Source organism: Ralstonia psammae (assembly GCF_958405935.1).
Lineage (GTDB): Bacteria > Pseudomonadota > Gammaproteobacteria > Burkholderiales > Burkholderiaceae > Ralstonia > Ralstonia psammae.
The window spans coordinates 22417-39216 of sequence record NZ_CATZBU010000009.1 but is presented as its reverse complement, the minus strand read 5'-3'; the positions used below and the strand labels follow the sequence as shown (position 1 = coordinate 39216).

Annotated in this window: 17 protein-coding genes; 5 read left to right on the top strand and 12 right to left on the bottom strand. The window is 64.5% G+C overall.

The window, feature by feature from the left end:
* Positions 1–45: 45 nt before the first annotated feature.
* The 3 genes from argG to murB all read right to left on the bottom strand — a co-directional run bounded on the left by argG (position 46) and on the right by murB (position 2920).
* A complete protein-coding gene (gene argG, locus R2N16_RS17430; RefSeq protein ID WP_316667040.1) occupies positions 46–1383 on the bottom strand; it encodes an argininosuccinate synthase in 1338 nt (445 codons plus the stop codon).
* Between the two features lie 42 nt (positions 1384–1425).
* Positions 1426–1743 (bottom strand): pyrimidine/purine nucleoside phosphorylase, encoded by a 318-nt coding sequence (gene ppnP, locus R2N16_RS17425; RefSeq protein WP_316667039.1) that lies wholly within the window; start codon positions 1741–1743, stop codon positions 1426–1428.
* 148 nt (positions 1744–1891) lie between these two features.
* Positions 1892–2920 carry a UDP-N-acetylmuramate dehydrogenase gene (murB, locus tag R2N16_RS17420; protein WP_316667037.1) on the bottom strand — a complete coding sequence of 343 codons (1029 nt, stop codon included), beginning with the start codon at positions 2918–2920 and terminating at the stop codon, positions 1892–1894.
* 106 nt (positions 2921–3026) lie between these two features.
* On the opposite strand from murB, the gene R2N16_RS17415 reads away from it, so the two are divergent.
* Positions 3027–3512, top strand: coding sequence for a YajQ family cyclic di-GMP-binding protein (locus tag R2N16_RS17415; RefSeq protein ID WP_009241389.1), 486 nt, complete (start codon positions 3027–3029; stop codon positions 3510–3512).
* Between the two features lie 148 nt (positions 3513–3660).
* Here the strand turns inward: R2N16_RS17415 and R2N16_RS17410 are convergent, their stop codons facing one another.
* Complete coding sequence (locus R2N16_RS17410; protein WP_316667035.1) at positions 3661–6048, bottom strand: acylase; 2388 nt, start codon at positions 6046–6048, stop codon at positions 3661–3663.
* Positions 6049–6208: 160 nt separating this feature from the next.
* Between R2N16_RS17410 and R2N16_RS17405 the strand changes: the two genes are divergently transcribed.
* Positions 6209–7225 carry a GlxA family transcriptional regulator gene (locus R2N16_RS17405; protein ID WP_316667034.1) on the top strand — a complete coding sequence of 339 codons (1017 nt, stop codon included), beginning with the start codon at positions 6209–6211 and terminating at the stop codon, positions 7223–7225.
* Here the strand turns inward: R2N16_RS17405 and plsY are convergent.
* The 7 genes from plsY to queG form a co-directional block, all read right to left on the bottom strand.
* Complete coding sequence (gene plsY / locus R2N16_RS17400) at positions 7222–7845, bottom strand: glycerol-3-phosphate 1-O-acyltransferase PlsY (protein WP_316667032.1); 624 nt, start codon at positions 7843–7845, stop codon at positions 7222–7224. The genes R2N16_RS17405 and plsY overlap by 4 nt on opposite strands.
* 70 nt (positions 7846–7915) lie before the next feature.
* The gene (gene ybaK, locus R2N16_RS17395) at positions 7916–8407 is read right to left on the bottom strand and encodes a Cys-tRNA(Pro) deacylase (protein ID WP_316667030.1); all 492 of its coding nucleotides are present in this window, start codon (positions 8405–8407) and stop codon (positions 7916–7918) included.
* A gap of 22 nt (positions 8408–8429) precedes the next feature.
* Positions 8430–9365 (bottom strand): site-specific tyrosine recombinase XerD, encoded by a 936-nt coding sequence (gene xerD, locus R2N16_RS17390; RefSeq protein ID WP_316667029.1) that lies wholly within the window; start codon positions 9363–9365, stop codon positions 8430–8432.
* Positions 9362–9838 (bottom strand): methylated-DNA--[protein]-cysteine S-methyltransferase, encoded by a 477-nt coding sequence (locus R2N16_RS17385; protein ID WP_316667027.1) that lies wholly within the window; start codon positions 9836–9838, stop codon positions 9362–9364. The genes xerD and R2N16_RS17385 overlap by 4 nt, the downstream gene beginning before the upstream one ends.
* Positions 9839–9900: 62 nt before the next feature.
* The gene (locus R2N16_RS17380; RefSeq protein ID WP_316667026.1) at positions 9901–10878 is read right to left on the bottom strand and encodes a tripartite tricarboxylate transporter substrate binding protein BugE; all 978 of its coding nucleotides are present in this window, start codon (positions 10876–10878) and stop codon (positions 9901–9903) included.
* Between the two features lie 123 nt (positions 10879–11001).
* The gene (locus tag R2N16_RS17375; RefSeq protein ID WP_316667025.1) at positions 11002–11652 is read right to left on the bottom strand and encodes a chalcone isomerase family protein; all 651 of its coding nucleotides are present in this window, start codon (positions 11650–11652) and stop codon (positions 11002–11004) included.
* A 257-nt stretch (positions 11653–11909) separates the two neighbouring features.
* Positions 11910–13067 carry a tRNA epoxyqueuosine(34) reductase QueG gene (queG, locus tag R2N16_RS17370; protein ID WP_316667024.1) on the bottom strand — a complete coding sequence of 386 codons (1158 nt, stop codon included), beginning with the start codon at positions 13065–13067 and terminating at the stop codon, positions 11910–11912.
* A gap of 16 nt (positions 13068–13083) precedes the next feature.
* Here queG and tsaE point away from each other — a divergent pair, with 16 nt between their 5' ends.
* From tsaE to R2N16_RS17355, 3 genes are read left to right on the top strand one after another with little or no spacing between them, the layout of a single operon-like run.
* Entirely contained in the window at positions 13084–13662 is a 579-nt protein-coding gene (tsaE, locus tag R2N16_RS17365; RefSeq protein WP_316667196.1) for a tRNA (adenosine(37)-N6)-threonylcarbamoyltransferase complex ATPase subunit type 1 TsaE, read from the top strand.
* Entirely contained in the window at positions 13656–15188 is a 1533-nt protein-coding gene (locus R2N16_RS17360) for an N-acetylmuramoyl-L-alanine amidase (protein WP_316667023.1), read from the top strand. The genes tsaE and R2N16_RS17360 overlap by 7 nt, the downstream gene beginning before the upstream one ends.
* A 3-nt stretch (positions 15189–15191) precedes the next feature.
* Positions 15192–15737, top strand: a complete 546-nt coding sequence (locus R2N16_RS17355; RefSeq protein WP_316667021.1) for a GNAT family N-acetyltransferase — start codon at positions 15192–15194, stop codon at positions 15735–15737.
* On the opposite strand, the gene R2N16_RS17350 is transcribed toward R2N16_RS17355, so the two are convergent.
* Complete coding sequence (locus tag R2N16_RS17350; protein ID WP_316667019.1) at positions 15738–16769, bottom strand: bile acid:sodium symporter family protein; 1032 nt, start codon at positions 16767–16769, stop codon at positions 15738–15740.
* Positions 16770–16800: the final 31 nt, after the last annotated feature.

Genomic DNA, 16800 nt, shown 5'->3' with positions numbered 1-16800 from the left:
CCGATTGACGTCGGAGCGGCCTTTTTGCCTTGATGCGGCAGGCAGTTACTTCTTGCCGCCGTCGAGCTGGGGCAGTGCGTTGGCGGTACCCAGCGACAGCAGGCCGGCCTTCGAGTAGATCGACAGCTTGTCGCGCGTGTCCATCAGGTCCAGGTTGCGCATGGTCAGTTGGCCGATACGGTCGGCCGGGCTGAACGGTGCGTCTTCAACCTTCTCCATCGACAGACGCTCAGGTGCGTACGTCAGGTTCGGCGATTCGGTGTTCAGGATCGAGTAGTCGTTGCCGCGGCGCAGTTCCAGCGTGACGGTGCCGGTCACGGCGCGGGCCACCCAGCGCTGGGCGGTCTCGCGCAGCATGATGGCTTGCGGATCGAACCAGCGGCCCTGGTACAGCAGACGGCCCAGGCGCAGACCGTTGATGCGGTACTGCTCAATGGTGTCTTCGTTGTGGATGCCGGTCACCAGGCGCTCGTAGGCGATGTGCAGCAGCGCCATGCCCGGGGCTTCATAGATGCCGCGGCTCTTGGCTTCGATGATGCGGTTCTCGATCTGATCGCTCATGCCCAGGCCGTGGCGGCCGCCGATGCGGTTCAGCTCCAGGAACATCTCCACCGGGTCGGCGATTTCGCGGCCGTTGACGGCGACCGGACGGCCTTCGTCGAAGGTGATCGAGACTTCTTCCGCCTTGACCTCGACTTCGGGCTTCCAGAACGCCACGCCCATGATCGGGTTGACGATGCGGATGCCGCTGTTCAGATGCTCCAGATCCTTGGCCTCGTGCGTGGCGCCCAGCATGTTGCTGTCCGTCGAATAGGCCTTCTCGGCGCTCATCTTGTAGCCGAAACCTTCCTTGGTCATGAAGGCCGACATTTCGGCGCGGCCGCCCAGCTCGTCGATGAAGGTCTGGTCCAGCCAGGGCTTGTAGATCTTCAGTGCCGGGTTGGTCAGCAGGCCGTAGCGGTAGAAGCGCTCGATGTCATTGCCCTTGAAGGTCGAGCCGTCGCCCCAGATGTTGACGTCGTCTTCCTTCATGGCGGCGACCAGCATGGTGCCGGTTACGGCGCGGCCCAGCGGCGTGGTGTTGAAGTAGGTAATGCCGCCGGTGCTGATGTGGAAGGCGCTGGACTGGATGGCGGCAATCCCTTCATTGGCCAGTTGCGGGCGGCAGTCGATCAGGCGGGCCTTCTCTGCACCGTATTCCATGGCCTTGCGCGGGATGGCATCGTAGTCTTCCTCGTCGGGCTGGCCGAGATTGGCGGTGTAGGCATAGGGCAGGGCGCCCTTGTTTTTCATCCAGCGCAGCGCTGCGCTGGTGTCGAGACCGCCGGAGAAGGCAATGCCGACCTTCTGGCCGACGGGAACGTGTTGCAGGATGGTTTCCATACTCTTTCTCTTCAGATGATCGCTGCTGGCGCTTAGGCGCGCTTAGGCATAGTGGCAGATGTAGTGGTAGCTCTCAGTCACGCGAATGTCGAACTTCGAGTTGGCCGGAACCTGGAAGCTTTCGCCAGCCCCGGATGTCTTCCACTCATTGGTGCCGTCGAGCTTGTACTCGCACGAACCGCCCACGCATTCCATGATCTCGGCGGCGGCCGTGCCGAAGGTCAGCGTGGCAGGCAGCACCACGCCCACGGACTTCTTGGTGCCATCGGGCAGGGTAAAGCTGTGGCTGACGCACTTTCCGTCAAAGTACACATTGGCCTTGGTGGTCAGGCGGACGCCGTCAAAGGTTTCGGTGATCATGAAATGGAACGCGAAAAGGGGAGTCGTAGGGTCAAACCAGCCATTTTAGGCCATTGGGTCGACCGCGGGTACGTCAGGCGAGGGCTGCCTGGCCGCATACGGATGGGATGTGGCGCAAGATGCCCAAGGAGCCCATCCGCCGGGCCTTTCACACCACCACAGGTTCGGGTTCGATGCGCACGCCAAAGCGCGTATGAACCGCGTCCTGGATCTCGCGCGCCAGCGTCATCAACTGGGCCGCGCTACCGCCGCCCCGGTGCACCAGCACCAGCGCCTGCTTTTCATACACGCCCACCGCGCCGCTCTGTCGGCCCTTGAAGCCGCATTGATCAATCAACCAGCCGGCGGCAAGTTTGTAGGTGCCATCCGGCTGCACGTACCCGACCAGATTCGGGAAACGCGCGGCGAGCGCATCGCGCGTGGCGGCATCGACGATGGGGTTCTTGAAGAAGCTGCCGGCGTTGCCGATGAGGGCCGGATCGGGCAGCTTGCGGCGGCGGATCGCGACCACCGCATCGAAGATGTTCTGCGCCGTCGGGCTGGCGATGTTCTGCGCAGCCAGTTCGCGTGCCAGTTCGGCGTAGTGCGTGTCGGGCTGCCAGTCGACCGGTAGGGCGAAGGTGACTTCGGTGATGATGTAGCGATCGGTGCCGGCGCGCTTGAAGAGGCTGTCGCGATAGCCGAAAGCGCAATCGGCAGCGGTGAGGGTGACGAACTCACCGGCGTGGCGGTCGTATGCGCGCAGCGAGTGGAAGCGGTCCTTGATCTCGACGCCGTACGCGCCGATGTTCTGGATGGGCGCCGCACCCACCGTACCGGGAATCAGCGCCAGGTTTTCCAGCCCAGGCAAGCCATGAGCGACGGTGTAAGCGACCAGGCCGTGCCACGATTCGCCACCGCCAGCGCTGATGGTGCGGACTTCGCGGCCATCGATCGTGCTTTGGCCGGTCGCGATGCCGGGAATCTCCATCAGCAACACGAGGCCTTCGAAATCGCGCGTGAGCACGACGTTGCTGCCACCACCGAGCACCAGCACAGGCAGGCCCTGCACGCGCGGGTCGGCCAGCGCGGCGGGAATGTCTTCCGGCGTGCGCACGTGCGCGGCGTACCGGGCAGCGGCCTCAAAACGGAACGTGTTGTGCTGGCCTAGGGGATAATGCGTGTCGAGCAACGCCATGGCGCTAAATCTGCTGGGAAAGCCGAGATTATAGAAGCCAAGACGTACGCGGCACCCCGAGCGAGGCGCCGCAGCAACCCGAATTCAAGTCTGCAAGGAGAATACGATGCCGTCGTTTGACGTGGTATGCGAAGCCAACATGGTGGAAGTGAAGAATGCCGTGGAACAGGCCAACAAAGAGATTTCGACGCGATTCGACTTCAAGGGCTCGGATTCCCGGGTCGAGCACAAGGAACAGGAACTGACCCTGTTTGCCGATGACGATTTCAAGATCGGACAGGTGAACGATGTGCTCATGAACAAGCTTGCCAAGCGCAACGTTGACGTGCGCTTCCTGGACTATCAGGACAAGCAGAAGATCGGCGGCGACAAGATGAAGCAGGTCGTCAAGATCAAGAAGGGCGTTTCGGGCGACTTGGCCAAGAAGATCGTCAAGACCATCAAGGACAGCAAGATCAAGGTGCAGGCAAGCATCCAGGGCGATGCAGTGCGTGTGACCGGCGCCAAGCGTGATGATCTGCAAAGCGTGATCGCCATGCTGCGCAAGGACGTGAGCGACACGCCGCTGGATTTCAATAACTTCCGCGACTGAGCCGGGCCATTCCCGACAAAAAACGCCCCGCATGACTGTTCATGCGGGGCGTTTTGTTTTGCTGCCACGCTACGATCAACGGCCGTACAGCGCGCTGCACGCGCGCACCGTTGATAAGCGCTTTCTGGGCGATGGCCGTGGCAACCTGTCACTGCGATAGCTTGGTCACCTTCAACGCCGGATCGGCGGCGATGGCGGCTTCCGAGAACGGCAGCCGGTTCCAGCGCTTGGCCGAGAACTCGCGCATCTGGTCAAACGCATGCGGCGAGGCCGGATCGCTTGATTCACCGTAGGTCAGAAGCGCATCGGCCACCGGGCCCTGGTCGTCGAACGTGACGGCCTGGATGTAGCTCGTGCCGAAATACACCTGCAAGCCCTTCGGCCCGATCGGCGTGCTTTGTAGCTTGTTGAGCACGCCCTCGTACTCTTCTCCGCCGTGCAGGGCGACGTCGCCGCCGGGCGCGTGTGCTGCCTGCACCATGCCCAGCGGTGCATCCAGCGCAAAGCCGGCAGTGCGGACGGCGCCTACCGCATCCTTCAACGCTTTGAACACGGCCGCGCGCACGGCTGCATCGCTTATGCGCAGGCCGCGTGGCGTGTGGATCGGATCAGCCGGGTTGAAGTCGACTGCGTAGACATGCGGGATGTCCTTGGCGCGCATCCAGAACTCGCGGAACAGGTGCGCCGCGCGAGCATCGACGTTGCCCGTGAGGTTCCATTGCGCGAGGGCAGCGCAGCCGTTGGCCACATCGGCATCCAGGTTGGCCGTGGCTTTGCAGGCGGCCAGGAGATCGTCGCGCACGAGGTGGCCGGCGAGATTGGCGTCGCGGAAGATCATCGCCTGCAGGTTCGGCAGGTTCACCTTGTTGCCGGGCAGGCCATCGGTGCCGGCGAGGCGGCGTTCGATCTCGATCAGGCCGATGCGGGTGCGCAGGCGTTGCGGCACGTCGGCCGAGCCCATCACCGGCGAGAAGCCCGTCAGTTTCTGCGCAGGATTGCTCAGCCACGAGCTGTCGTTGCTGTTGGCGACGTAGTCCTCGCGCTCCAGCACCGGCATGCGTGCGGGTGCCACCAGGCCCGGCACCGGCGATGCCGGATCGACCTGCCAGTTGCACGCACTGCGTGAGCCGTCGAGCAGCACCAACCCCACACCGTTGAACAGCTTGTCGGCCAGCGGCGACGGTGCGCAACGCTTGAGCGCCTGCGCCGACACGTCCGGCATGGTCGACACATCGGCAAACAGCGCACGGCCGTGGCGGTCGGTGGCGATCGTATTCACCCAGGGGATGCCGAGGTTGCTGATCGCCTGCCGGATGCCCGCCACGTCGTTGGCCTGTGCGATATGCAGCCAGGTATCGATGGAGCGCGTGTTGTTTCGATTGACGTCGCGCAGCGTGTAGGCCTTCTGCGAGGTCCACGGCATGCCGCCGGCAGGCATCGACAGCACGGGGCCGTACAGCGTGTTGTAGAAGGTGTGTGTGCGGTGTTCGATGCGACCGTCCGACAGCTTCACGTCAAACGCCACGGTGCGCGTGGTCATCTTGTGCGGCTTGCCGTCGATCAGGTAGGTGGTCGGGTCACCCTCGGCCAGCTTGAGTTCGAACAACGTGAAGCGGCGGCCGGTGGAGACCGTGTGCGTCCACGCCACGTCTTTGTTGAAGCCGATGCTGACGACGGGGAAGGCGGCAATCGACGCGCCCATCACGTCCAGCTTGCCGGGCACGGTCAGGTGGACTTGGTAGAAGCGGTTGGTGGTCGTCCATGGGAAGTGCGGGTTGCCGAGCAGTACACCGCGGCCGTTATCCGTGGCGGTTCTGCCGAAGGCCCAGCCGTTGGAGCCGATCGGCATGTCGCGCAGTTGCAGATCGCGGTCGAGCGCGGCGGTGTCGACGGCATGCGGGGGAATGACAGCGGATGTCGGTGCGCCACCCGGGGGCTGTGCGGCGACGATGCTCGCCAGCATGGCCCCCGCGCTGGCCTGGATGGCCTTTTCTTCGCCCATCCGCATCATGTCGGCCACCGTGAGCGGACGCACCCAGTCGGCATTGCGGCAGGCTGCCGGGCGGTTGGCTGCCGGCGTGTCTTTCAGATAGCGGTTGTAGCCTGCGATGTAGCCGCGCAGCAGCTCGCGCGCTTCAGTCGACATCTGTGCGTAGCCGGCGCGCAGGCCCGCCTCGTCGAACACGCTCTTGAAGAATGCATCGGCTTGCGTGTTCGGCACCGGCTTGAACGACACCACGACCGTGCCGTCCGGCCCGAACGTCTTCGAGCGCTCGCCGCGGACGGTGACGACCTGGTCGGCCAGCAGGCAGACGTTGTCCTGCGCATAGGCATAGGCCATGCCGAAGCCGAGGCTGGCGTAGTCATTGGCACGGACGTGCGGAATGCCGAAGCGGGTGCGGCTGATTTCAGCCGAAAGTCCCGTGTCCGAAGGCGTGGTCCAGCCGCTGTCGGTGCTTGCGCAGCCGGCCAGCGCCGCAAGCGCGGCCACGGCAAGCGTGCCGCGCCGTGCGAATCCCTGCATGAATCGCTGCATTGTGCGTTGTCTCCTGATGTCGGTGTCGTTATGGGCGGTTGCGTCTGCGCGCAGCCACCGTCGCATCGTCGATCGGGGGAGTTCGATTCGAAAGAGGTATTCCCGCCAGAATTGGAGCCAATGCCGCCATCTCTGACCTAGCTTGTGCCTATACTGCGGCATGCCGAGCATCGACTTGCTGATCTTTCCCGACGCCTTTTTCTCCTCGCTGGCAATCGCCGCCGATACGCTGGGCGTGGCCAATGCGCTGTCTTCCATGCAGGCCGGCAAGCGTGCCAACGCCGCCAACGCGACCGTGTTCGGCTGGCGGCTCGTCGCGCGGGACCCAGCGCGTTGGCAGGCGGCGGCAGAAACGCTCGCTTGCCGTTGTGACGCGCTGCCGGAAGACGACACGCAGCTCGGCGATGCGTTGATCGTCCCGCCGCTGAATTTCGACCACATCGGCACGATGGAGCAACGGCTGGCGCTGCTCGAGGTGGAGCGCGCCACGATCCGCCGTTATCTGGATGCGGGGCGGCTGGTGGCGTCGCCCTTCACCGGTGTGGCGATGCTGGCCGACGTGCTGCCCGCCGGCCAACGGCTGACGGTGACATGGCTGATCTCAGGTTGGCTGCAGGGCAACTTTCCGCATTTGAAAGCCGCGCCGGCGCAGGCCATCGTCAGCAGCGGCAACGTCATCACCGCGCGGGCGATGGAGCATGGCGTGGCACTGATGCACCGCGTGGTCGCGCGGCTGGCCGATGCGCGGCTCGCGCGCACACTGGGCAATACGGCGCTCGACCACCCCTCACGCGGAGAGGCCATCGGCATCTGGCTGCGCAGCAAACCGGCCATGCGCAACAGCGTCGTGCTGCGCGCGCGGCGTTACCTGCAGCAGCATCTGCACGAACCGTTTGATCTCGGAAAACTCGCTGCCGCCGCCTCAACCAGCGAGCGGACGCTGCTGCGGCATTTTGCGAAAACGGTGGGGATGTCGCCGCTGCAATTGCTGCACCGGCTGCGCGTGGAGCGCGCGTGCCATCTGCTGGAAGTCAGTACGTTGAGCCTGACGACGATTGCCGAGCGGTGCGGCTACCAGGACATGTCCGCCTTTCGGCGGTTGATCCGGCGGCACACGGGGCGGCCGCCGGGGGAACATCGGCGCGCGCATTCGGTGCGCGCCGAGTTGCGAAATTAAGCGGCTTTCTTCTTCTCGCCAATGCGGCTTTCCTTGCCGGCCAGCAGCTTGGCGATATTGGCGCGGTGGCGCGCGATGAGGAGCACGGCCATCACCGCAACCGCCCCGGCAATCCAGTCGAAGCCGTTCATCAGCACGTAGAAGAACGGCGCGAACACTGCCGATACCAGCGCCGCCAGCGACGAGTAGCGAAAGAACACGGCGATGATGAGCCAAGTGGCCAGTGTCGCCAGCCCCAGCCACAGGTTCAGCGCGAGCAGAATGCCTGCCGCGGTCGCCACGCCCTTGCCGCCCGCAAAGCGGTGGAACACCGGATACAGGTGGCCGAGGAACACGGCGATCACCACCAGCGCGATGCCAGTCTCATCAACCCCAAAGCGCGGTGCGAGCAATTGTGCCAGCCACACCGCGAGCCAGCCTTTGGCCGCATCACCGAGCAGCGTGAGGATGGCCGCCTTCTTGTTGCCCGAGCGCAGCACATTGGTGGCGCCGGGGTTGCCGGAGCCGTAGGTGCGGGGGTCTGCCAGACCCATCGCGCGGCTGACCACCACGGCAAACGAGATCGAGCCGATCAGGTAGGCGGCCACGGTAAAAATGACGGTTGCGACGACTGGTGACATATGGAATGTGAGAAATCAGGCTGCGCGATTGTAGCGTGGCGGCAAGCGTGCCCCAGCCGGCGCGTTCGTTTCAATCGGGGTTTGCACAATTGACGGGCTGTGCATTCAGCACCGTCGTCAACACGCCGGGCGCCAGGCCCACCAGAAAGCCGCGCCGCCCCCCGTTGATATAGATGCGCTCCAGCTCCAGCACGCTCGCCTCCACATACACGGGCATCGCCTTACGCACGCCAAACGGCGATGTGCCGCCGACCAGGTAACCGCTATGCCGCTGCGCCACTTCGGGCTTGCACGGCTGCACATTCTTGCGGCCGGTCTGCCGCGCGAGGTTCTTGGTGGAGACCGAGCAGTCGCCATGCATCAGCACGATCAGCGGCTTGGCGTGCTCGTCTTCCATGACCAGAGTCTTGATCACGTGATGCTCGTCCACGCCCAACTGGCGCGAAGACTCGGTCGTGCCGCCCTTGTCGACATAGTCGTAGGTGTGTTCGGTAAAAGCGACGCCGTGCGCCTTGAGGTACTGCGTGGCGGGGGTCTCGGAAACGTGCTTGGACTTGCTCATACGGGGCAGGGAAGAACGATCGCTATCCGCGCGGATGGTGCTGCGCATGCAGCGTGCGCAGCCGCTCGCGTGCGACGTGGGTGTAGATCTGCGTGGTGGAAATATCCGCGTGGCCGAGCAGCATCTGCACCACGCGCAAGTCTGCGCCGTGGTTGAGCAGGTGCGTGGCAAACGCGTGCCGCAGCGTGTGCGGCGACAGCGGCGCGTGAATGTCGGCGAGCAGCGCATAGCGTTTGATGAGATACCAGAACGCCTGGCGCGTCATGCCTTCGCCGCGCGCGGTGACGAAGAGGGCATCAGTCGTGCGCTCGCCGAGCAGCGCCGTGCGGCCATCGCGCAGGTAACGCCGCAGCCAGTCGCCGGCCTCGGCGCCGAACGGCACCAGGCGGTCCTTGCCGCCCTTGCCGCCAATCACACGCACCACCCCTTCGTTCAGGCCCACTTCCACCGTTTTCAGCGCGACGATCTCCGACACACGCAGGCCGCTCGCATACATCAGCTCGATCATCGCGCGGTCGCGCAGGCCGAGCGGCGTGTCGATATCCGGTGCGTTGATGAGTGCCTCGACTTGCGTTTCGGACAGCGTCTTCGGAAAGCGCGGCGGTTGCTTGGCCGTCGGCAGCAGGCGCGATGGATCGGTGGTCACAACGTGCTCGCGCAATGCCCATTGAAAGAAGCGCTTGAACACCGTGCGGCGCCGGTTGGCGGAGGATGCGCGGCTCTCAGCATGGCGGGCGGCAAAGTAGTCGGCCAGGTCACCGTCTTCGGTTTCGGCGATGGACTTGCTGCGCTCGGTCAGCCAGTGCGCGTAAAGCGTCAGGTCGCGCCGGTACGCATCGAGCGTATTGCGGGCGAGGCCATCCTCCAGCCACAGGGCGTCGCAAAAGCGCTGGATGGCATCTGCGCTTTGCGGCGGCAGGATCGGGGCTTCGGCGTCTTTCAGTACAGCCTTTCTCATATCAGCATCACGCCTTCGTGGCGCAGCAGCCAGTGCTTGATGTTCAGAAGGTAACCATCAGTGTGGTGCGAAAACCCGCCGATGCCGGATGCGCTCACCACGCGGTGGCAAGGGATGAGGATCGGGAACCAGTTGTCGCCGCATGCCTGCCCCACTGCGCGCGGCACACTGCCGATCTGGCGGGCGATGGTGCCGTAGGTGATGACGCTGCCGCACGGGATGGCGCTGATGGCATGCCACACGCGGTGCTGGAAATCCGTGCCGGCGGGCGCAAGCGGGATGTCGAACGTCGCGCGGGGATTGTTGTAGTACGCGTCGAGCTGGCAGGCCAGCGTGGCGATCAAGGCGTCCGATGACCCGACGGTGGGCGTGCTTTCGGGCAGATAAACGAGTTCACGCAGGGCGCCGTCGACCACGCGCACGCCCAGCTTGCCGAAGGGCGCTTCGAGAACGGCGTCGAAAGGGGATGGCATGACAGGGGCCGGCGCTGGAAAACAATCCTGCGAATCTAGCACAGGCCCCCAGGCGGCCAGCGTTACTGTTCCAGCTTGATGTTCTGCTGCTTGACCAGCGTGCGCATCTTGTCAAATTCGCGCTTGATCTCGGCCGTGTATTGCTGCGGCGTATTGCCGACAGGCTCGGCGCCGGCACCGCGGAATCGATCGACCAGGGCCGGGTCTTTCAGCGCTTTCACCGAGGCTTCGTTGAGCTTGCGGATGATGTCGTCAGCCGTGCCGGCTGGTGCAACGAGCCCGTACCACGCCGGGTCATTTGCGTCCTTCAGGCCGACTTCGGCAAAGGTGGGCACGTCGGGCAGGCTATCGATGCGCTTGTTCCACGCCACCACGATCGGCCGCAGCTTGCCACCCTTGATGAACTGCATGGACGAGGGCAGGTTGTCGACCATGATCGGCACCTGGTTGGCCAGCACGTCGTTCAGCGCCGGCCCCGCGCCGCGATACGGCACGTGGACCATCTGCGTTTTGGTCAGCACCTTGAACTCTTCACCCAGCATGTGGCCGATGCCGCAGGTGCCCGAGGTCGCGAACGAATATTTGCCGGGGTTGGCCGTCAGGACCGCCACAAATTCCTTGTAGTTCTTGGCCGGAAAGGTCGGGTTGACTGCAATCACGTTGGCCACGGTGGCCAGGTTGGTGATCGGCTTGAAATCCTTGAGCGGGTCGTACGAAAGCTTCGGGTTGCACGCCGGGTTGACGGCATGCGTGGAGACGGTGGCGATGCCGATCGTGTAGCCATCCGGCGCGGCCTTGGCAATGGCATCTGCGCCAATCGAACCGCCGCCGCCGCCCTTGTTTTCCACCACCACGGCTTGGCCCAGCACCTTGGAAAGCTGATCGGCCACGCCCCGCCCCACGATGTCCGTCGTGCCGCCCGGCGGAAACGGAATGATCAGCTTGAGTGGCTTGGCCGGGTAGTTGTCGGCCAGCGCCGGCCCGCATAACAGCGTTCCAACGGCTGCGATCAGGCTGGCGATCAAAGATCCCTGGGTCATCGTCATCCTCCTTGTGGCTTGGTGTGCGTTCTGCGTTCTTGTGGAGAAACTGCTGAATAGCACAACTGCAAACACCAACCACGCGGCAACCGGGGAAACCCTGAAAAGCCAATCGTCAGATTGTCAGGTTCCGAGCAGCCCGCTTTTCAGATCCCGGTCGACCGGGCTGTTGCCGATGAAGATGCTGAGCACGGCCTGGTAGAAATCTTCGCCGGGGATGGCCTTGGCGCGCGTCAGGCCATTGATGCTGATGGTGGTGCCGGCCTCGGGTGCGTAGTCGAAGTTGATGGTGTCGCCGCGCTTGGTGGAGCCGATCTGGCGCATCGCGTCTTCCAGTTGCGTCAGGCGGTCGGCCAGCCTCTGCACCTGAATTTCCGTCTGGTTGCGGTGGATGCCGTCGTTCAGCGCGTGGATGAAGGTGTCGGCGCCCACATCACGCAGCGGGTGGATCTGCAGCCGCTTCGGCCCCTTCATGCCGAGGACGACCGCCGCGTTCTTCGCGCGCTCGGGCAGGTACAGGCCCGCCACATAGCCCTTGATGACGAACACCGAGCGCAGGCCCGTGCCGTTGAGCAGCAGTTCGCGGCCGGCCACGCGTGCGGCGTCGTCGAATGGCACGCCCTCGACGTTCACCGTTGCCCATGCCGGGCTCATGCAGGCAGCGCAGAGCATCGCGCCCATGATGCCGCCGCGCCACGCGCGTGCCATCAAGGATGAGCGGGCACGCACAGCAGCCTGCAATGCGCGACGGAGATCAACAAGAGCGGAAAACATCGAAGTGAGCGGTTTGGGATTAGGCCGCCATTTTCCCGATATTTTATTTGCACACAATTGGTGTCTGCCCTGATGCGCAAGCGTTTGCGTACTAGGCGGTATAAGGGCCTGCCGGCATTCGCGTCAAGCAGGCATTCATGGTGTTGTGCTAGGCGCGCATTATTTGGTTTTTAAACCAATCGGTGCGCCAATATGGAAAGCAGATTTAAGACGCATCACAGTCCGGATGCGTTGGCGTGCCTAACCCGAGCGAGTGCTTACGTCGTCTGCGCCAGCGCCCAGGCCACGTGTTCACGCACGAGTTCCGAGGCGTCATCAGCGCGTGCGCGCAGGGCGGCAGTCAGTTGCGTGCGCGTGGCATCCGGCAGCGGGGCGTCCAGTGCGTTGCCGATCGCCACGGCAATGTTGCGCAGCCACCGCTCGTGCCCGATGCGGCGGATCGGACTGCCTTCCAGTCGCTGGTTGAATTCGGCGTCGGTCCAATTGAACAGCTCGGCCAGCGTGGCCGCGTCCAGTCCGTTGCGCACGTCAAAGTCGTGCACGTTGGCCGGCACTGCAAACTTGTTCCACGGGCAGATGAGCTGGCAGTCGTCGCAGCCGTAGACGCGGTTGCCCATCGCCGCGCGCAGCTCGACCGGGATGCTGCCCTTGTGCTCGATGGTCAGGTACGAGATGCAGCGGCGTGCATCCACCGTGTACGGCGCGACGATGGCCTGCGTGGGGCACACGTCGATGCACCGCGTGCAATTGCCGCAATGCGCCTCCACGGGCGGATCCACGGGAAAGGGCAGGTCGACGAGGATTTCGCCGAGGAAGAACATCGACCCCGCATCGCGGTCAAGCAGCAGCGTGTGTTTGCCGCGCCAGCCGAGGCCACCGTTGCTGGCCAGTGCCACTTCCAGAACCGGCGCCGAATCGGTGAACACGCGAAAGCCATAGGGCCCAACGGCGCCGGCAATCTTTTCTGCCAGCTTCTGCAGGCGTTGGCGCAGGACCTTGTGATAGTCGCGGCCGCGTGCGTAGAGCGAGATGGTGGCGTCTTCCGGGCGGCGCAGGCGGTCCCACTCGATGGCGCGCCAGTCGCTGCCGGCCGTTTGCGGACCGGTCAGATGTGGCAGATACGGCATCCGCGCGACGATGGCGCGTACCGTTCCGGCAACAAGTTCGGCCGGGCGGGCGCGGAGCATGCCATGGTTCGCCATATAATCCATGTCACCGTGAAACCCCTGCGCAAGCCATGTCTGGAGCCCTTCTTCAGCGTGCGACAGGTCGACATCGGCGATGCGGACCGCATCGAAACCGAGTTCGGCACCCCAGGAGCGGATCTGCGCCACAAGCGCGTGCATGCCGGCCTCATCGGCTGGCAAGCGTGCATCCAGGTTCGTTTCGTGCGATGGCGTGGGGGTGGCGGACATGCCCAAATTGTACGCAATGCCCACCGTGTTTCCTGCTGATGCGCCTCCTGGTCTGACCTCTCCGCTCGCCGAGCGCACACTTTCGCTCGTCGATGAAGGGGCCACGTCGGCCTTTGGTGCGGCGCTCGCGCAGGCCGTGCTGGCACTGGGCGCGCGGCCCGTGCAGGTGCAGCTCTCCGGCGATCTGGGCGCTGGGAAGACGACGCTCTCGCGCGCCATCCTCCGCGGCCTCGGACACACCGGGCGCGTGCGCAGCCCCACCTATACGCTGGTCGAGCCGTACGACGTTGCCGGAACTACGGGCACGCAAAAGGTCTATCACTTCGACCTGTACCGCTTTACCGATCCCGAAGAATGGACTGACGCCGGTTTCCGCGATTGCTTTGCTGAACCCGCGCTGTGCCTGGTCGAATGGCCCGAGAAGGCGCAGGCGCTGCTCGGCACGCCCGATCTGCACATCGCTTTATCGGTCGACGTTGTGCACGAAACCTACGATGACGGCGTTGAGCATGCACCGCGCCTTGCACGCCTGAGCGCACGCACGCAGACCGGCCTTCAACTTCTACAGTCGTTGCAACACCTGTTCCCATGCTGATCAAGCATCTGCCGACCGACCATCCGGATGACCCCCACCTGCCGAGCCAGGCCCGCCGCCAATGGCTCACGCGCATGGCGAAGGCCGGCGCAGGCACGGTCATCCTGAGCCTGGTGGGCCCGCAGATTGCGCGCGGCGCCAATATCGTCGCGGTGCGCGTGTGGCCCGCCGAGGACTACACGCGCGTGACCATCGAGTCCGACGTCGCGCTCAGGGCCACGCATCAGCTCATCAAGGACCCGGATCGCCTGATGGTCGACATCGACGGGCTCGACCTGAACCCGACGTTGCGCGAGCTGGTGGCCAAGATCACACCGAACGATCCGTACATCCGCCAGGTGCGCGTGGGTCAGAACCGGCCGAGCGTCGTGCGCCTGGTGTTCGACCTGAAGGAAAGCGTCAATCCGCAGGTGTTCACGCTGCTGCCGATTGCCGGTTATCGCAATCGGCTCGTGTTCGATCTGTACCCGACTAATCCGCCCGACCCGCTCATGCAGCTCGTGCAGGCCACCGAGGGCAAGCAGGAACGCTTTGCTGCGTCCGGCGGCACGCCGATGCCGGCACCGTCGGATGACGATGACCCGATCGCCGCGCTGGCGCGCCGCAACAGCGGCGACAGCCCGACCAAGCCGCCGATCGAAGAGCCGCAACACCCGGCGCTTGCCAGCCGTACGCCACCGCGCAAGACGCCGCCAGCCGCGCCTGCCGCGCCGACGAACGCGCCCTCGACGCTTGCCAACGCGCCGAACACGCCGTCGCTGGAGGTCGTTCCCGAGCAGCCTGTGCCGCGCGCACCGTCGAACGGCCCGCGCATGCGCCGCCTGCTCACGGTCGCCATCGATCCTGGCCATGGTGGCGAAGACCCGGGCGCCACGGGCGGTGCCGGCACGCACGAGAAAGACGTGGTGCTGTCGATTGCCCGCATGCTCAAGGCCAAGATCGACGCGCAGCCCAACATGCGCGCCATGATGACGCGCGATTCCGACTACTTCGTCCCGCTGGGCGTGCGCGTGCAAAAGGCACGCCGCGTGCAGGCGGATCTGTTCGTCTCCATCCATGCCGATGCGTTTCTCTCGCCGGAAGCACGGGGGGCATCGGTGTTCGTTCTGTCCGATCGCGGCGCTTCGAGCGCGCAGGCCAAGTGGCTGGCCAACAAGGAAAACGCCGCGGACATGATCGGCGGGGCGAATCTCGGTTCGAAAGACGCACAGGTCACGCGCGTGCTGCTGGACTTGTCGACCACCGCGCAGATCACCGACAGCATGAAGGTCGGCAAGGCGGTGCTGGACCAGATTGGCGGCATCAACCGGCTGCACAAGGGGCAGGTCGAGCAAGCGGGCTTTGCGGTGCTCAAGGCGCCGGACATTCCGTCGATCCTGGTTGAGACCGCCTTCATCTCCAACCCCGAAGAAGAAGCCAAGCTCAACGACCTTGGTCACCAAAACCAGCTTGCCGACGCCATCCTGCGCGGCATTCGCGCCTACTTCGCCAAGAACCCGCCGCTGTCGCGCAACCCGGGCGTCTGACGTATGACGACGCTTGTGCTACGCGAAGGCGGCGCGTCTGACGCCAGCACCATCGCCGATATCCACACGCGAAGCTGGCAGAACGCGTATCGGGGGCTCGGCATCTTGTCTGACGCGTATCTCGACGGCGTGGCCAACGCAGAGATGCAGGCCAAGTGGCGTGAACGCATGACTGCACCCGTGGCCGGGCAATACGTGTGGTGTGCTGATCTGGGCAGCGAGACCATCGGTTTTCTCTGCGCCCTGCGTGAAGACGACACGCCCTGGGGCGCGCTCGTCGACAACCTGCATCTGCTTCCGGCTTCACGCGGCCATGGCGTGGGCAAGCGCCTGATGGGCGAAGCGGCGCTCTGGGCCGCTGCCCAGGGCATCACACAGTTGCATCTGCTGGTGTACGAGGCGAACACCGCCGCAATCGGCTTCTACGAAGCCCTGGGCGGTGTGGCGGTCAGCCGGGATTGGCTGGAGACGGCCGATGGCGGGCACGCTTGGGTGCGCACGTACCACTGGCCGGAAGCGGAACTCGCAGGTTTGACGGGTTTGCGCTGATCAGGCCGCGCGGCTGGCCGCGGCGCCTGCGCTGGCCTCGGCATGCGAAACGCGATCGGCATACTTGCGCGCCAGCGTCGAGCACACGATCAACTGCAACTGGTGATAGATCATCAGCGGCAGCACGATCAGGCCCAGCGCAGGGTTGCCGGCAAACAGGATCTTCGCCATCGGCACGCCGTTCGCCAGGCTCTTCTTCGAGCCGCAGAACACGGCGGTGATCTCGTCGGCCAGGCTGAAGCCCGCGCGCCGCGACAGCCATGTCGTCGCACCGAGCACAACGAACAGCAATGCGCCGCTCATGACGGCCACGGCCACGATGGTCTCCCACGGATACTTCGACCACACCCCCGCGTGCGTCGAATCGGCAAACGAGTTGAACACGATCAGCAGGATGACCGCGCGGTCGACCTTGTTGATGATCGCCTTGTGCTTGTTGATGAAGCCGCCAATGACCGGGCGCAGCAACTGGCCCAGCACGAACGGCAGCAGCAGTTGCTCGGCCACGCCCAGCAGCGCCTTGCCGACCGAGAGGTCCGCACCTGATGCCTGGATCACGAAGCTCATCAGCAGCGGCGTGGCAATCATGCCGATCAGGCCCGAGATGGTCGCGTTGAAGATGGCGGCCGGCACGTTGCCCTTGGCCATCGCCGTCATCGCCACCGACGATGACACCGTGGACGGCAGCGCGCACAGATAGAACACGCCCAGCAGCAGCTCGGCCGGAATGAACGGCTTGCACACAAACAGGATGACCGCGCCGATCAGCGGAAACAGGACGAATGTGCAGCTTTGCACAAACAGATGCAGGCGCCAGTTGCGCGCGCCTTCCACGATTTTCTCGCGCGAGAGCGCCGCGCCGTGCAGGAAGAACACGAGCGACACGCCGACGATGGTGACGATGTCCAGCCGCAGCGGACCGTCGCTCGCGCCGAGCGCCGGGAAGAACAGGGCCAGCGCGACCATCACCAGCATGGCGCGAATGAACCCATCGATATGGGACAACAACGGAGACAACAGCGGGATCTTCATGTGCGTGCGCCGTCACCATTACGTGACGGCG

Bases quoted from the DNA above. Each gene is read 5' to 3' on its own strand.
- argG (WP_316667040.1), bottom strand. From the start codon at position 1,383: ATGGAAACCATCCTGCAACACGTTCCCGTCGGCCAGAAGGTCGGCATT.
- ppnP (WP_316667039.1), bottom strand. From the start codon at position 1,743: ATGATCACCGAAACCTTTGACGGCGTCCGCCTGACCACCAAGGCCAAT.
- murB (WP_316667037.1), bottom strand. From the start codon at position 2,920: ATGGCGTTGCTCGACACGCATTATCCCCTAGGCCAGCACAACACGTTC.
- R2N16_RS17415 (WP_009241389.1), top strand. From the start codon at position 3,027: ATGCCGTCGTTTGACGTGGTATGCGAAGCCAACATGGTGGAAGTGAAG.
- R2N16_RS17410 (WP_316667035.1), bottom strand. From the start codon at position 6,048: ATGCAGCGATTCATGCAGGGATTCGCACGGCGCGGCACGCTTGCCGTG.
- R2N16_RS17405 (WP_316667034.1), top strand. From the start codon at position 6,209: ATGCCGAGCATCGACTTGCTGATCTTTCCCGACGCCTTTTTCTCCTCG.
- plsY (WP_316667032.1), bottom strand. From the start codon at position 7,845: ATGTCACCAGTCGTCGCAACCGTCATTTTTACCGTGGCCGCCTACCTG.
- ybaK (WP_316667030.1), bottom strand. From the start codon at position 8,407: ATGAGCAAGTCCAAGCACGTTTCCGAGACCCCCGCCACGCAGTACCTC.
- xerD (WP_316667029.1), bottom strand. From the start codon at position 9,365: ATGAGAAAGGCTGTACTGAAAGACGCCGAAGCCCCGATCCTGCCGCCG.
- R2N16_RS17385 (WP_316667027.1), bottom strand. From the start codon at position 9,838: ATGCCATCCCCTTTCGACGCCGTTCTCGAAGCGCCCTTCGGCAAGCTG.
- R2N16_RS17380 (WP_316667026.1), bottom strand. From the start codon at position 10,878: ATGACCCAGGGATCTTTGATCGCCAGCCTGATCGCAGCCGTTGGAACG.
- R2N16_RS17375 (WP_316667025.1), bottom strand. From the start codon at position 11,652: ATGTTTTCCGCTCTTGTTGATCTCCGTCGCGCATTGCAGGCTGCTGTG.
- queG (WP_316667024.1), bottom strand. From the start codon at position 13,067: ATGTCCGCCACCCCCACGCCATCGCACGAAACGAACCTGGATGCACGC.
- tsaE (WP_316667196.1), top strand. From the start codon at position 13,084: ATGCCCACCGTGTTTCCTGCTGATGCGCCTCCTGGTCTGACCTCTCCG.
- R2N16_RS17360 (WP_316667023.1), top strand. From the start codon at position 13,656: ATGCTGATCAAGCATCTGCCGACCGACCATCCGGATGACCCCCACCTG.
- R2N16_RS17355 (WP_316667021.1), top strand. From the start codon at position 15,192: ATGACGACGCTTGTGCTACGCGAAGGCGGCGCGTCTGACGCCAGCACC.
- R2N16_RS17350 (WP_316667019.1), bottom strand. From the start codon at position 16,769: ATGAAGATCCCGCTGTTGTCTCCGTTGTTGTCCCATATCGATGGGTTC.